Annotated in this window: 15 protein-coding genes and 1 riboswitch; of the genes, 3 read left to right on the top strand and 12 right to left on the bottom strand. The window is 44.1% G+C overall.

Annotated features, from left to right (window positions below):
* Positions 1–30: 30 nt before the first annotated feature.
* From deoC to Q1J64_RS02285, 10 genes are all read right to left on the bottom strand, one after another.
* Complete coding sequence (deoC, locus tag Q1J64_RS02240) at positions 31–705, bottom strand: deoxyribose-phosphate aldolase (RefSeq protein WP_301107469.1); 675 nt, start codon at positions 703–705, stop codon at positions 31–33.
* A gap of 1 nt (position 706) precedes the next feature.
* Positions 707–1636 carry a ribokinase gene (gene rbsK, locus Q1J64_RS02245; RefSeq protein WP_301107470.1) on the bottom strand — a complete coding sequence of 310 codons (930 nt, stop codon included), beginning with the start codon at positions 1634–1636 and terminating at the stop codon, positions 707–709.
* Between the two features lie 10 nt (positions 1637–1646).
* A complete protein-coding gene (locus Q1J64_RS02250; RefSeq protein ID WP_301107471.1) occupies positions 1647–2606 on the bottom strand; it encodes a substrate-binding domain-containing protein in 960 nt (319 codons plus the stop codon).
* A 12-nt stretch (positions 2607–2618) separates the two neighbouring features.
* Positions 2619–3611, bottom strand: a complete 993-nt coding sequence (locus tag Q1J64_RS02255; protein WP_301107472.1) for an ABC transporter permease — start codon at positions 3609–3611, stop codon at positions 2619–2621.
* Entirely contained in the window at positions 3604–5100 is a 1497-nt protein-coding gene (locus Q1J64_RS02260; RefSeq protein WP_301107473.1) for a sugar ABC transporter ATP-binding protein, read from the bottom strand. The genes Q1J64_RS02255 and Q1J64_RS02260 overlap by 8 nt, the downstream gene beginning before the upstream one ends.
* 20 nt (positions 5101–5120) lie before the next feature.
* A complete protein-coding gene (gene rbsD / locus Q1J64_RS02265) occupies positions 5121–5519 on the bottom strand; it encodes a D-ribose pyranase (RefSeq protein WP_301107474.1) in 399 nt (132 codons plus the stop codon).
* 22 nt (positions 5520–5541) lie between these two features.
* The gene (locus Q1J64_RS02270; protein WP_301107475.1) at positions 5542–6567 is read right to left on the bottom strand and encodes a LacI family DNA-binding transcriptional regulator; all 1026 of its coding nucleotides are present in this window, start codon (positions 6565–6567) and stop codon (positions 5542–5544) included.
* Positions 6568–7057: 490 nt separating this feature from the next.
* Positions 7058–8296: an S-layer homology domain-containing protein gene (locus Q1J64_RS02275; RefSeq protein ID WP_301107476.1), complete on the bottom strand. Its 1239-nt coding sequence runs from the start codon at positions 8294–8296 to the stop codon at positions 7058–7060.
* A 312-nt stretch (positions 8297–8608) separates the two neighbouring features.
* Complete coding sequence (locus Q1J64_RS02280) at positions 8609–10183, bottom strand: ABC transporter permease (protein ID WP_301107477.1); 1575 nt, start codon at positions 10181–10183, stop codon at positions 8609–8611.
* The gene (locus tag Q1J64_RS02285) at positions 10183–11094 is read right to left on the bottom strand and encodes an ABC transporter ATP-binding protein (protein ID WP_301107478.1); all 912 of its coding nucleotides are present in this window, start codon (positions 11092–11094) and stop codon (positions 10183–10185) included. The genes Q1J64_RS02280 and Q1J64_RS02285 overlap by 1 nt, the downstream gene beginning before the upstream one ends.
* Positions 11095–11258: 164 nt before the next feature.
* On the opposite strand from Q1J64_RS02285, the gene Q1J64_RS02290 reads away from it, so the two are divergent.
* The 3 genes from Q1J64_RS02290 (at position 11259) to Q1J64_RS02300 (ending at position 13975) form a co-directional block, all read left to right on the top strand.
* Entirely contained in the window at positions 11259–12032 is a 774-nt protein-coding gene (locus tag Q1J64_RS02290; protein WP_301107479.1) for an arylamine N-acetyltransferase family protein, read from the top strand.
* 123 nt (positions 12033–12155) lie between these two features.
* Complete coding sequence (locus Q1J64_RS02295; RefSeq protein WP_301107480.1) at positions 12156–12737, top strand: TetR/AcrR family transcriptional regulator; 582 nt, start codon at positions 12156–12158, stop codon at positions 12735–12737.
* Positions 12738–12793: 56 nt separating this feature from the next.
* Complete coding sequence (locus Q1J64_RS02300; RefSeq protein ID WP_301107481.1) at positions 12794–13975, top strand: YhgE/Pip domain-containing protein; 1182 nt, start codon at positions 12794–12796, stop codon at positions 13973–13975.
* Positions 13976–13995: 20 nt separating this feature from the next.
* Here the strand turns inward: Q1J64_RS02300 and Q1J64_RS02305 are convergent, their stop codons facing one another.
* Together Q1J64_RS02305 and Q1J64_RS02310 are read right to left on the bottom strand one after the other, a co-directional pair.
* Positions 13996–14670, bottom strand: coding sequence for a Dph6-related ATP pyrophosphatase (locus Q1J64_RS02305; RefSeq protein WP_301107482.1), 675 nt, complete (start codon positions 14668–14670; stop codon positions 13996–13998).
* Positions 14667–15659: a GNAT family N-acetyltransferase gene (locus Q1J64_RS02310; protein ID WP_301107483.1), complete on the bottom strand. Its 993-nt coding sequence runs from the start codon at positions 15657–15659 to the stop codon at positions 14667–14669. The genes Q1J64_RS02305 and Q1J64_RS02310 overlap by 4 nt, the downstream gene beginning before the upstream one ends.
* Before the next feature lie 108 nt (positions 15660–15767).
* A riboswitch (PreQ1 riboswitch) is annotated at positions 15768–15812 on the top strand.
* The last annotated feature ends 4 nt before the right edge of the window (positions 15813–15816 follow it).

Here is a 15816-nt window from a genome sequence, read left to right on the forward strand (position 1 = left end):
GGCTGGCCCGGACTGCTATTTCATATCAATTCAATAGTTTTGTGAACCTGATGTGTTATTCATAATAGCCACACCATTACTCGTACCTATTCTTGAAACACCTAGCTTCTTATATGTTTCAAATTGCTTTAACGTCCGTACACCTCCCGAAGCCTTAACCTTGATTTTATCGCCAGAGTACTTGTCCATGATCTGCACAGCTTCCTCCGTAGCGCCGCCTGAACCAAAGCCTGTGGATGTTTTTATGAAATCCAACTCTGTATCTTTGGCCATTGTAGAAAGCTTTATGATCTCATCAGAAGTTAAATAACATATTTCAAATATACACTTTAAAACTATATTAGGATATTTCCTTTTCAGAGCTGCCATCTCGTTCATTTCATCTTCCACTAAATCAAAATCCTGATTTTTCACAGCACTAATGTTTAAGACGTAGTCTATTTCTTGGGCTCCATCCGCTATCGCTCGTTCTGCTTCGAATTTCTTCACGTCTACTCTATTGGCTCCTAAAGGAAAGCCAATCACTGTACAGACATTCACTTCTGTCTCTTTTAATTGTTCCGTACAGAGTGTTACATATACTGGATTGACACAAACAGCCGCAAAATGATACTCAGTAGCTTCTCGACATAGTTTCTCAACCTGTTCTTTGGTCGCCTCAGCCTTTAATAATGTATGGTCGATATATTCATTTACTACTGTCATTTTAGTCGACTCCGTTCTGATTTAAAAATTGTTCTACTTCCTCTTTGGTCGGCATTGCAGGTGCGGTTCCCCATTTAGTTACACAAAGAGCCGCTACTGCACTGGCATAACGAATTGAGTCCTTCAGCGAAATACCTGCGGCTAAACTATGTGCTAGCCCACCACTAAATGCATCTCCTGCACCAGTAGTATCCACTGCCTCAACACTGAAAGATGGAACGAACGCTCCCGTTCCCTCCCCTGCGTAGTAGTACACTCCTTGCTTCCCCATTGTGATGATTACAGTCGGAATGCCTAATTCAGCTATTTTCTTGGCTGCCTTTTCAGCTGACTCCTCGTCTATAACAGTAATACCGCTCAGCTCCGAGGCTTCAATTTCATTGGGAGTGATATACGTTACTTGCTTCAGCAATTCAAAAGGAAATTCACGGTAAGGAGCCGGATTTAAAATTAACGGTACATCATGCTTAGTTGCCAGCTCGATAACAGTTTGAATTGCTTCCATACTAGTTTCATATTGAACCAAGGCAATATCTGCACTTTCAAACTTTTCTTCCATTGAATAAACATCATCTTTTGTGATTTTCCCGCAAGCTCCAAGCGCAACCGCAATACAATTTTCACTAAACTGGTCCACAATGATTTGTGCTGTCCCAGTAATTTCGTCTGGATCTTGTGTAATGTAATCAATATTCATGCCTTCGTTCTTAAAATGTTTCAACGCTTGCTCCGCAAACAAATCTGTCCCTAACTTTGTCATGTACGTTACATTTGAACCGCTACGCGCGGCAGCAGTAGCTTGATTTGCACCTTTTCCGCCCGGCCCCATCTTAAAAGGTCCACCAAGAACCGTCTCTCCTGGTTTCGGTAAATTAGGTGTAAGAGTCATTAAGTCTGTTACATAACTACCAATCACAAGTACATTTGTCATATTCTCACCTTTACTTTGTTTTGATTGTATCCACATTGTCGGGTGTAACCAAGTTAGAGTCCAAGATCACTTCCTTTTCTACTTGTTCTCCAGCTGCGATTTTAATAGCTGTATCAATTGCTTCTTTTCCTAAGAAGAATGGAGGTTCAGCAATCGTAGCATTCATTTTACCGGCTCTGATAGCGTCTAAGGATGGATCAATTGCATCACAACCAATCAACACAATCTCATCCACTCGTCCCGCTGCCTCAATTGCTGCTAAAGCTCCTAACGCCATTTCATCATTTGCAGCATATACTCCATCAATCTCTTTATTAGCCTGAAGAATATCTTCCATTACTTTCATTGCGTCACCTCTATCAAAGTTCGCTGATTGACGTGCAATGACGTGAAATTCTGGTGTTCCATCCACAATTTCATTGAAGCCTTCACTTCGGAGCTGCCCGACATTTGTTCCAAGTATCCCTTGTATTTCCACTATATTACCCTTTCCCTCTAGTGTTTCCTTCAAGAAATCCCCTGCTAGATTACCTGATTTAATAGCATCAAATCCGATGTGCGTCACTACTTCTCCGCCATTGGATTGACGATCCACTGTAAATACAGGAATTCCAGTTTCATTTGCTTTTTTCACCGCTTGAGCAATAGCATCACTGTCAGCTGGGTCAATAACTAAAATATCAATATTTTGTTGAAGTAAGTTTTCAATATCAGATAATTGTTTACCTGGATCATTTTGAGCATCTGTTACAATCAAGTCAACATCCTGTTCTTTCGCTTGTGTTTCTGCTCCTTCTTTCACGGCTACAAAGAATGGATTATTTAGCGTGTTCATGGCCAGCCCTACTTTTAACTTATCATTAGGCGCTTTTTCTTTTCCCCCTGTACTCGACGAGTCATCATCCATACTGCAACCAACTAATAGTACCATCATTACTACAACGGTCAGTAAACTTACTATCTTTTTCATGGTCTTCTCCCCTTATGAGCGTTTTAGTTTAGAGAATCTGCTGTCGATTAAAACAGCAATCAAAATAACAAGTCCTTTTGCTATGTTCTGATAAAACGGTGAAACGTTCATTAAGTTTAATAAATTATCAAGCACTCCCATTATTAGAGCACCAATTAATGTACCAATGACGCCTCCTTTTCCTCCCGCTAAACTTGTACCACCAATAATTACTGCAGCAATCGCATCCAATTCAATACCCGTACCTGCTGTTGGCTGTGCCGACATTAGTCTTGATGTATAAATCATTGCTGACACTGCTGATAGATAACCTGCAATACCGAAGACAGCTACTTTAATGCTGCGTACTTGAATCCCTGCAAGTCTAGCAGCTTCTTCATTACCACCAATTGCGTAAATATATCTGCCAAAGCTTGTATATTTCAGTACCCAAAACATCACGCCTATAACGACAAACATGATGATGATTGGGACTGGGATGCCAAATATCTTTCCGCCTCCAATAAAACGGTACGCTTCATTATTAACTACAAGCGGATATCCTTTTGTATAAACTAACGTCATGCCCCTAGCTATAACCATAATAGCGAGAGTAGCGATAAAGGAGGGAACGCCGAAATTCGAAACAATGACACCATTAATTAATCCAAATAATAAACCCACTGCAGTAGAAGCAACGAGGGCTACCCATAAAGGCAATCCGGCCGTCAACACACCTGCTAAAATCGCACCTGAAAAAGCCATGACAGCCCCTACTGATAAATCGATTCCTGCAATTAAAATAACCAACGTCATGCCGGTAGCGATAATTGCAATAATCGAAACTTGTCTCAGTACGTTCATAATATTGCTTGTTGTGAAAAATGCATCTGATAAGAATCCGGCAAAAATGCATAGAACGAGAAAGATTAATACCACCCGATATTTCTCTAAAAAGTTTATCCAATCTATCTTGTTCTTTACTTTTTCAGGTTCTTGTTTACTAACGGATACAACCTTAGACATGTATTTCCCCTCCTGCTGCATACTGGAATATTTTCTCTTGGTTAAAGTCTTCTTTTTCCAATTCGGCTGCAATAGCGCCTTCGTTCATGACCAACATGCGATGACTAAGACCTAATAACTCAGGCATATCAGAAGAAATAAGAATAACTGCAATCCCTTGCTCTGCAAGACTACACATAATTTGATAAATCTCAGCTTTTGCACCGATATCAATTCCTCTTGTCGGTTCATTTAAAATCAAAACATCTGGTTCCATTTGAAGCCACTTTCCTAGAACTACTTTTTGTTGGTTTCCCCCGCTTAGCGTTCCAACTTCAACTGAGGAATGGTGAACTTTAATCTTTAGATCCTTTATCCACCGATCCACAATTTTCTCTTTCTTTCTTTTTTGCAACACACCAAACGAGGATATTTTTCTGTACGATGGGAGCAATAAATTTTCATAAACAGACATCCCTAAAACTAGTCCTTCATCTTTTCGGTCGTCCGTGACTAACGCTAAACCTGCGTCAATCGCTTCGCGGGGTTGAGTTACTTTTTTTCCTCCCACCTTTACTGTTCCCTGCATATCTGGATAAAGTCCAAATAATGCCTTTGAAAGAGGCGTTTTACCAGAGCCCATTAATCCAGCGACTCCCAGGATTTCCCCCTTTTTCACAGAGAAATTTATATCAACTAAGCGATCCTTCACGGATAAGTTTTCTACAACTAACGCCAATTCATCTTGTGACTTGTTTGGCACAGGAAATAAGTCTGTTAACTCTCTCCCCACCATCATAGTAACCATTTGATGTCGATCTATATCTTGTAGCAATTCGCTACCTACGTACTTTCCATCACGTAAAACAGATATTCGATCCGCTACTTTTTCCACCTCTTCAAGACGATGTGTAATGAAAATAACACCAAAACCTTGGCTTCTTAAACCTCTTATTATATGTAGCAGCTTCTCAGTCTCTTCTTCATTCAAAGTTGCCGTGGGCTCATCCATAATAATAATATTGGATTCAAATGAGAGCGCTTTCGCAATTTCCACCAATTGTTGCTCTGCAATGGATAAGCTAGAGAGTAACGCATTTGGTGATAAGGAATAAAGTCCAACCTTTTCCAACCACTGCTCCGTATCACTTCTTAAACGCTTACGGTCAATAACACCTGTCGTAAACCTTGGTTCTCTGCCTAAAAATATATTTTCCGCAACACTCATATGAGGCACTAAATTAAATTCTTGATAGATAATACTGATCCCTAATTCTTGTGAATGTTTCGGCCCATTAATTGATACCTCTTGACCATTAATTTTGATTTTCCCCTCACTAGGTTGATGAACTCCCGCCAAGACTTTCATCAAAGTGGATTTACCGGCTCCATTTTCACCCAGTAGTGCTAAGATTTCTGAGCGATTCACATGAATGGATACATCGTCAAGTGCCTTAACACCGGGAAACTCCTTTGTTATACCTATCATTTCTAAAGCTTTCGATCCCATACTTACACCTCCTATCGTTATCAGTAAGCGACACCGGCCACTAGGATTACGTTGGCGTAAGGTGTGAATTCTCCAGATCGTATTGCACCACGGGCATTTTTCGTTTGCTCCTTAAATTGCGCGTGAGGCACATATTCAACTAGAGTGTCAGGAAACCGTCTAATGATTTCATCATGCATTGCGGAACTAACAGCTTTGACTTCTTCCGCCAAGATAATTTTCTCTACGATTAGATCAGCTGACACCGTGTCCAGAACATCAAGGAATCTTGGAAAGCCTTCTTTTAAGGCAAGGTCAATTCGATGTGGCAGCCCTATGGGAATCGGCAATCCTGCATCCGTCACTACGATGGTATCCGTATGCCCTGTTTCAGTAAGTAATTGATTAATAATCGGATGTAAAATAACCCCTTTTCTCATTCTAAACAACCCCTTCTATTATTTAGTCATCTTTAGCCACACGGCAGGATTCTCTAATTATTAACTCTGGAGTTAATAAGTAATTCCTCGGTGAGAAGGTTTCATTGCTTTGAATCCGTTCATGCAATAATTGAAATGCCAATTCACCTAAAGTATTCATCGGTCTTGAAACAACGGATAGTTTTGGTTTTGTGAATGTTGCAATCTCAATATCATCAAAGCCTATGAATGCTAGTTCTTCTCCTAGTTCCCATTCCGAATCCTGCAGTGCTTTCATACATCCAATAGACATTAAGTTATTTGATGAAAATACAGCAGTTGGTTTTGCATCAAGCTGACTCAATGAAAGTGTCGCAGCGTAACCGCCCTCTTCCGAGAAACTGCCTTGAACAACAAACTCCTCATTAAGCGGAATATCATAGTCTGCAAGTGCTTTCATATAACCTGCATAACGATCTCTTCCAGGTGTTGTATTTAACGGCCCGCAAATAATCGCAATCTCTCTATGCCCTTGTAAAATTAAACGTTTGACTGCCTGATAGGCCCCATCAATGTTATCGATTAAAACCGTGTCAAACTCAAATTGGTTGATACTTCGATCTAGCGCAACAACAGGAATCCCTTGGTCCTGTAATATTTGAAACTGCTCTCCGTTTTCATCTGCAGTCGTAATGACTATACCGTCCACTCCTCTTTCTACTAACATGTTTATAATTTCTTTTTCCACAATAGGAGATTCACTCGTATTACTTAACATGGTGTAATAACCTTTTTTTCTAGCCTGCTGTTCAATTCCAGAGACCACCTTTGGGAAAAACGGGTTGCTGATATCAGGTATGATGATCCCAATCATTTTTGTTTCTTTTTTCTTCATGCTTCTTGCAACAGCACTTCGAACATATCCTAATTCCTTAATCGCATTCAAAATTCGTTTCTCTGTAACTTCCCGAACACCACTTTGATTATTGATTACTCTAGAGACAGTGGCTATTGAAACATCCGCATGCTTTGCCACGTCTTGAATAGTTGGTTTTGAATCACTTTTCATATAATACAGCTCCCACTACACTCAAATGTAAACGTTTAGATTCTTATTAAGAATATTTTCAAAAATTATGTACTATATAGTAGCCAAATCAACCTTTTAAATACCTAAATGTAAACGTTTAGATTTATTTCCACTTATCTTAACACCATATTTAAATATTCACAATACTTTTTCTCTTAACCCTACTTAGTCTCTACTCGTCTACTCTATATGTACTAGAAACACTTTATACTTTATTTTTATTGGCTTTTTTAAAGTAAAAGTCGATATAGCACATTTTCCTACAGATGATCAGGTATCGCCGGTCCCCCTATATAGAAGAGTTATATGAAGAAGCTGTCAGATACCTGAAGACAAAGTTATAGAATTTCATGATTCAGAATTATCTACCATATAATTCTGGGTACTTCCGCCAAGCTAAGAAGTACCTTTTTTCATTCAGAAAAAGAAAAAACAGGCTGTATATAACCAGCCTGCATTTTCGTTTTATTTATTCAACCATCCCATTAGCAGAATGGACTGCCGCACTCTCACGGCCTTTATCTGTTTCTACCGTAAATTTATAGACGGTGTATGTGTACGGTTTTTTTGTGAAATAATCCGTACCTTTTGCTGACTGTTGAGATACATATGAGACATTGACGTAACGGGCACCATAGCTCATATAAGACTCTGTTAGAATTTTTTTGGCTTCCTCGGACGTCAATTGGAAATTCTTAGTTCCGACCGTTTTATACGTATAGCCGTCGAGCTTCCACTTGCCTGACTTTTTCTTAAAAGTATAATCAACAAATCCACCTTGTGCCAAACCGTCCCAAAGCTCTATCGTCTGGACATGCAGTGTTTCAGGTGTTGGCTGCTTGAAATCGAAACGGATATTCGGTTCAAAATAAAGCGTCGGGAACAGGAATGAATCACACTCTGTGCAGACGTTTGGATAATATTCTTTCAGAAGATCATCTGTGAATTCCTTTGTCGCGAATGAAAGCAATTTGGGACGGATCTTATTAAACGATTGTTTTTTACTCTTTCCTTCAACTAGAGCCATTTCAATCTGGTGCGGAAGACGGTTAGACAGGTCCCATGCTTTATCTTTCGTTACCGCTGTTGTGTTCGGACGTGATTGAACCGACTTGATTGAGCGATTCAAAAACTCTGCATAATGTGCACGCGTTACTGGTGCATTAGGCAGATACTTCCCCTTGTCCCCTTTTGCTACACCGCTTGAATACAGCGCATTCGCATGTGTATATCCCCAGTGACTGCTGTATACATCTTCAAATGCACGCTGAGTCGTCATGTTAAATTCAAACGCCAGATCCAGTACTTTCGCCATCTGAATCCGTGTAATTGGCGCATCCGGATTAAACTTGCCGTTTGATCCGCTCACAATCCCCGCCTGCGATAACTTCATGATCGGTGTGTAATACGGATGATTTTTCGGCACATCCGAATAAACTGCTTTGGAAGCCGGATTTTTCAGCTTCAGTGCTTCATTCAATAGTTTCGCCACGTGCTTGCGGCTGATCTTTTCATTCGGGCGGAATGTCCCGTCTGGATAGCCGTTGATATAGCCTGCCTTTTGCATCGACTGGATAGCTTCATAGTTCGGATGACTCTTCCGTACATCTTTGAATTCTTTGGCAGACACTTGATTGGACTCTGCAGTAACGAAGGATAATAGCAATAACAAGGCTGTCCATACTGCGATCTGTACAGTTTTCTTCATATTTTCCCTCCTCATAATGTTTGGCTATACTATATAAATTGAATTTTAAAACCTACATTTCGGAGGTTATCTAGTACCGTTGATTTCCGTTCCAGGCGGACGCGTTCAGGAGGGCCCGCGGCGGGCTGATCCCAGAGTCGCCGCCTTGCACTCCAATCAACTGAGTAGGTCTGACATAGTACCCCTTTTTATATAAAAAGTTTAATTCAACTTACACTAGTTGCCACTATTTTAGCAATTTATGGAACAAATGTATATAGGTCAATAGGTGAGTTCAGAATCTTCTACCATCAATTGAAACAGCGGATGTCACTATCCTTCCACATCCCGCTTGCGATATTGATGCAAACCTAATAGTAATAAGACTGCAGCTGTGACAAACAATCCGCCTGAAGCCAGCCAATTCATTTCCTCAATCGGAAGTTTAGAAACATAGCCGAAGGGAGACAGTTTTTCCATCCAGTCAGGCAGCTGAAACAGACCGCCTAAATAAAGCGTTATAAAGCTGTAAAGCAGATATATCCAGACAAAGCCGGTTGCTTTTTGAGAGATGCCGATTAGACATACACTGATGGCAATCATGACCGCAACTGCCGGAAAATGAACCAAGCTAGCCGTGATTACGGTGTCAAAAGTGAACGGTTTTTCCATAACAGCCGCACTTCCCCCCCAAAGACCGACCGCAGCAAGCGTCAGCATGACGAATGCGTTGACCGCTGCCAGCACTGCAAATGAAGCCATCAGCTTGATTCGTGAAACTGCTCTTCCCAGCAATAAATCCAAACGGGACTTCCGTTCTTCCGCAGCGAGTTTATGCATCGCAAGCAGTGCCGGTATCGTACTGATGAAAGCAAGCACCGCCATCAGCATCGGCAGAAATTGAGCAGCCAATGAGCTGTCAGAGTCGCTAATGAGCATATTCGAAAGCAGTTCATTTCCTTCAAAAAACGATTCCAGATCCCCAAGAATCGAACCATATGACAAGCCTAGAACCAGCATGCCCACCGCCCAGGAAATAAACACAGTCCGCTGCAATCTCCACGCCAGTCCGAACGGGTTCTGCAGGAAAACGGAGGCATGCGCACGCCCTTTTCGTGACGGCAAAAAGCCCGAACCCAAATCCCGTTTGTCATGCAGTATAAAAGCAGTTCCTGCGAGCAGCAGACTTCCAATCACGAGCAACAGCACCGCCCAGCCGTCATTGTCGCTGTATGGTTGAACAGACGTCAGCCATCCGAACGGAGTAAACCATGCCAGACCCATTGCCTGCAGCAAATAAGCGGCAATCATCACTGCAAATGAAAGCCCCGCCGCTCCCCGCCCACTCTCGGACAACTGCGCACAAACCGCCGTAACTCCTGCAAAAAATAACCCCACAGCTCCAAGCGCGGTACCGTACCAAATTGATCCCCATACATCCATACTTTCTAATGAAAGACTTGAAAGTCCTGTACTAACGAGCACTGCCAGCAGTACATTCATTCCGAACAGCACCATCATTGCGGCCATCAATTGAGATCCACGGTCAACAGGCAAAGCGCGCAGCAATTCCGTCTGTCCTTCCTCTTCTTCCGCACGTGTATGACGGACCATCAATAAAATATTCATCACCGCAACAGCAACACCTGTAAACAGCAGCATCTGATGCGACACCATCGCGCCGAGTGTATAATCATCCAGATTTCCCGGTCCGACGAGCGCCGTCATGGCGGGATTTCGCATCGTTTCTGCCATCACGTCACGACCTTGCTGCGTCGGATACAATTCAGCAAATGAAACCGGTACAAGCAGTGTCATCACCGTTATCCCTAAAAGCCACCACAAAAAACGCATCCGGTCCTGCCTCAAAATGAAGCGGGATAAGCGCAGGCTGCCTTTTACCGCCATCAGCGTTCCCCACTTTCCGCGGAAACTTCATTCTGCGTGTCGTAATGCCGCATAAATAAGTCTTCCAACGTCGGCGGCGCACTCTCCAACTTCAAAATGCCGTACTCACTTAACTTCCGCATTGTCGGATCCAGTTCCTCCGAATCCAAATGAAAAGTCCAGCCGTTGTCCGTCTGCTCTGCGTCATGCACACCTTCCCAAGTTGCAAGCGAAACTAACGGCTCTCTTGTCTCAACATTCAAGTGTGTGCGGGTCAAATGCCGAAGCTCACTTAATGTGCCGCATTCAATCAAACGGCCCTGCCGAATAATGCCGACACGATCACACAACTTCTCGACTTCTGATAAAATATGACTCGACAACAGGACACTCTTGCCCTGCGCCTTCACTTCCGCCACGCACTGTTGAAAGACCTGCTCCATCAGCGGATCCAGACCGGAAGTCGGTTCATCCAGCAAAAACAGCTCTGCATCTGATGCAAATGCCGCCACCAGCGCCACTTTCTGCCGGTTTCCTTTTGAATAGGTCCGGCACTTCTTCGTCGGATCCAGCTGAAAACGTACAAGCAATTCATCACGGCGCTGTTTATTGGCCTGCCCCTGAAGACCCGCAAATAAATCGAGCACTTCACCGCCCGTCAGCTGCGGCCACAGATTCACATCCCCCGGCACATAAGCAATCCGGCGATGGATCTCCACCGCATCCCTCCATACATCTTTACCGAAAATGGTCGCGTTGCCGTTAGTCGCACGCAGCATCCCGAGCAGCACCCGGATCGCCGTCGACTTACCCGCCCCGTTCGGACCAATGAAACCAAACACTTCCCCGGGTTTCACCTCCAGATTCAGTCCATCCAATGCATGATGCCTACCGAAGACTTTTGTCAGTCCCTTTATCTCGATCACATTCACCCGCATTCCCTCCTTCACTTTAAGTCTGAGTTATTTGTTAACTTCAGTTTAGCATATTGCGAGAACAGCAGCGTATGTCCAAACGAATCTCAACTTTCGCGCGTTTCCTCAAATACATCTGCTATGATGAAAGGAAACATATTGGAAGAAAGGATGAATGATTCATGCCTCAACGGATTATTGATCAGCTGGATCTCACAGGCTCCCCTCTTGAGAAGATCAGTCAAGTACAGACACTGTTCGCGCGGCTATTCGAGTTCGAAAATCTGGATGTCCTGCTGAACAATGAAGAGCCGATTACGGAAGAATTTTTGCTGGATAAAATGGTGAAACGGGGACGCGGCGGCGTGTGCTATGAACTCAACGGCCTGCTGCATATTGTGTTGAGGGAATTAGGATTTGACGTTTCATTTGCCGCTGCCACCGTAGCAGACGCAAATGGATGGATTCTGGACCGCACGCATACGGTGAATTTTTTCGACTATAAAGGAACGCTCCATTTATTGGACAGCGGTTCCGGCAACAATCTGTCGATGGCCCCGATCGCACTGGATGGTGAAGTGGTCAGTTCCCCTGCCGACAGTTACCGGCTGCGGACAGAGAAAACCGACCGTGGCTCAATCGTCTGTGAACGTAAAACCGAGGACGGATGGGCGCTGCGTTATGCGTTCGAGCCAGACACAGTCGGATGGGATGATTTGAACCGTATTAAAAAACTGATTCATACACATCCGGATTCCCCATTCAACAAAACGCTGCTGGTCGCGAAAACCCTGGAAGACGGCACATTCTCCATCAACGAAGAGCGCTTCAACCGCAAATGGACTGATGGCAGAATTGAGACGGTACGATTTTCGGAAACTGCAGAAATGCTGGAGCATATACGGCTTCATGCCGCACCTGCTGTTTATGAGGCTGCCAAGACTATCTATCTGTGACTCACATATTTGATGCTGGAGGTTTATGGCACGTAAACGCCGCCTATAAACCTCTGTTGTCTTTTTTAATTTCCCATGTTATCATGCAAGTAACCACTTACATGCATAGGGAGGTGTCTGATCATGACAACACGTAATACATCCGAACGTATTTTGGATGCGGCAGTCCGCTTAATTAGTGAAAAAGGATATGCTTCCGCCACGACACGCTCGATAGCTGAACTTGCCGAGGTCAATGAAGTCACTGTTTTTCGGCATTTCGGAAACAAACGAGGCATTCTGAAAGCGATTGTTGACCAGTTTTCCTACATACCTGTTTTCCAGGATGTTCTGAAGTTTGATCTGCACTACGAACTGGAGAAAGACCTGCTTCATTTTTCGATGAAATACTTCGAGTCCATGCTACCCATCAAAGAGTTAGTACTCATCGCCTTTAAAGAAGCAGGTACATTCCCTGAAATTGACGAAGAACTGGCCCGGGTACCCCGCTCACTCAAAGAGCATCTGGTTCAATATTTTATTGAAATGAAAAACAGAGGAAAAACGACCGGCTTGAACGAAGAGGAAGTGGCACTTTCATTCATTGCCTTGAATTTCGGTCACTTCATTTCCCATGTCCGGCTGGGAACAAACGTGTCAAATGCAGATATTCACAGTATATTGACCACCAGCGTCTCCATTTTTTCTAGGGGCTTAACTCCCTAGAAAAAAATTTACCTATTATGCAAGTAAGTACTTACATACTAAAGGAGGTTAAAAAAATGAATGCTTTAAAAAAACTTTTACAGGTGAAACAAACGTATTTGGGGATTTCCGCCGCTATTTTATTCCAAGTAATTTTCTTCTCTGTCTGGCTGACGGCCTATCATGGCGTAGAAGAGCGTACAGAAAACCTGTCCATCGCTTTGGTGAATGAAGATATACAGGCAACAAAACTAACATCACAACTGACTGAATCAGTGCCTTTTCCAATTAAGGAATATAGCGGATTCGAACAGGCTGCCGAAGATCTGAACAAGCGCACCGTCCATATGATCATTCACATTCCTGCAGATTTTTCCGCCTCTCTCCAATCAGGAGAAACACCTTCTGCAGCGTATTGGATCAACCAAGCAAACGCCTCTTCCACCAAAACCATGATGCAGCAAGTCGCACAGGAAGTAAGCAGGGAGCTGAATCACCAACTTTTCTCTCTGCAGAAAACAGCGGTAACTGACGGGATTACACAAGCTGCAAGACGGCTTCCGCTTGATCCCCCCTTTGCCGCATTGATTGAAGAGGAGATCACAGCTGCTGTCGGCTTCCTTCATTCCGAACCAATGGAAACAGTGGTTCATAAAACAAATGATGTGAAGGAATTCTCCGCAAATCTTATACCGTTAATGGTCATCATCAGCTCATTCGCCGGCGCAATGGTCATGATTATGCAAATAAATGAAGCAGCTGCTTCCATTCAGTCAGGCTGCCCGAAATGGAGCTTGTTCTTCGGCAGGCAGATCATTAATCTGGCGGTAGCACTGCTGCTGCCCCTGCTGACCATCAGCCTGATGAAACTATTCGGCATCGACGGACAGGAATCATTCGGAATGATCTATCTGTTTCAAAGCATGCTGTTTCTCAGTTTCCTGACATTCGCGCAAGTTTTCGTTTTTTTATTCGGCGATCTGGGGATGGTCTTCAATATTCTTGCTCTGTCGCTGCAGCTCGTGACTTCAGGGGTACTCGTTTCCCGTGAATTATTAGCAGAAGGCTACCGAAAGATGGCTGTTTTCCTGCCCGCCACATACGGCGCAGACGGTTATTTCGCCATCGTATTCGGAGGTACTGAAGAAGCTGTAGCAGAAAACTTATGGCCGCTGCTGATCATCACTCTGACAGCATTCAGCCTGGCTGTAGTTGCGGTGGCTTTTAAAAAGAATCATTCGATTACGGAAAAACTATAAAGCAAAAAACACGGCCGCGTTTATTCCGCAGCCGTGTCTTTTCCCAATGCACATCTTAAAAATACATACCCATCTTTTTCAATTGTCTCGCCCATCACGACAGGAATCCGTTCCTTAAAAATCGGCCCATCCACAACGACCGTATGGAACTCGCCCGATTCCCCACAGCTGTCGATATGAAGCGCTTCGAGTTCATCCATTAATTCGACCGTAAAGCGCCGTCCAATAAATTCAGCCGGCATCATCTTTGTGTTGACTACGACAATATACGCTTCGAAGCCTTCCGCAATGAACTCCTCCAACAGCTTGCGCCGAGGCTCTTCCCATAAAGGATGCACTGCCTCTATACCGACTTTCGCACACATCGACTGCACCCAAAGCAAATGGTCTTCTAGATCGATATCTCCGAAAACAGCCTGCGGAATTCCATGTGCTTTGCACACACGCATGGCATCTATGAACTGTGTCTCATAACCCGCCCAGTCTGCTTTTCGGATCATTAACGGGACGCCGATTTCCTGGGCCTGCGCCTGAACAATTTCTAGCGGCAGCGCATGTGATTTGGAATGACTCTGGTCTTTCTCGAACATCGTCCACAACATAGCCGGCGTATTGCCGGCTTTTATCGCTCTGTAAGCAGCAAGCGCAGAATCTTTTCCACCGCTCCAGGATGAGACGAACTTTCCCCCGCTCATTGTCCGTCCGCCCATGCGATTCGGGCATCTACCGTGCGCGCCATACGAATCATATAGCAGCGGAATCCGAGCTTCGGCCAGAAATAAGATGCCAGATGGTTAGCTGTATACCAGTCTGTCATGATGTATTCATAGCCCGCTTTTTTCATTTGCGTGAAGCTGTGATTGGCAATCGATTTCCCGATTCCCTGTCCGCGCATGTCGATATTCGTTGCTGCCTGGATGAGCGCCGCTGCTTTACCCGGCGTCGTCATCGCATGTCTGTCATCTGCAGGCGTATACAGATGAAACGCAACAGGCACGCCGTCCTGCTCTGCCACCCAGCTTTTCGTTCCTTCTTTGCCTTGGTATGACTTCATCACAGAACGCTCATGATTCAGCGCTTCCTGTGTAATCGGCCTCCACGCAGGTGCTTTTGCCTGATGCATGCTGTTCCATGACGCCATATGATCAAGCATCGACTGCTCTTCAGCCGCCAATTCCTTCATCGTCACAAGACTGTTCTCACCCGGCTGCGCCCGATAACTTTCCAATGAAAGTGCCGCAAAACGCTTCTCGAAATGAAACGACTGCTCGAGAAGCTCAAATATTAATTCATCATGGCCGACCGGAACATCCACCACATGCTCGAAATATCCGTTGCGGACCCATTCCGCTCCTGCCTCGGTATACATCAGACGCGCCAACCGCGGATGCTCGTCCTCATGAATAACGAACGACGGATAGCCAATATACACCGTACGGCCCCGCGTCGCGTCTTCACGATATTCATACAGCAGATACCCGATGACCTCATCGTCACGAAGCGTCACAAGTCCGCTTGCATAAGGCTTGGCCATCTCCTCCCGCAAATGTTCTTCTGCTTGATCCTGCTCTTCAAACCGTTCCTGCAAAAACGGAAAACGCTGACGTTCATCCTGGTGTCTCGCCGCAAGCAGCGACGCCATCTGCGGTATGTATTGATCTTCAAATTGAACAAAACGAATCAACCGAATCCCCTCCTGCTTCATTGTAAGTAAATTATATCATACCCCTCTTTATTTCCAATGAAACGAACGGACCTTCTCGTTATTGCTCCTATGGTATGATGGTTGCGGAAGAAAGAGGTTCGAAAAATCCCTCTCAAAAAAAACTAGGAGTGAATAC

The organism is Sporosarcina sp. (genome assembly GCF_029257255.1).
GTDB lineage: Bacteria > Bacillota > Bacilli > Bacillales_A > Planococcaceae > Sporosarcina.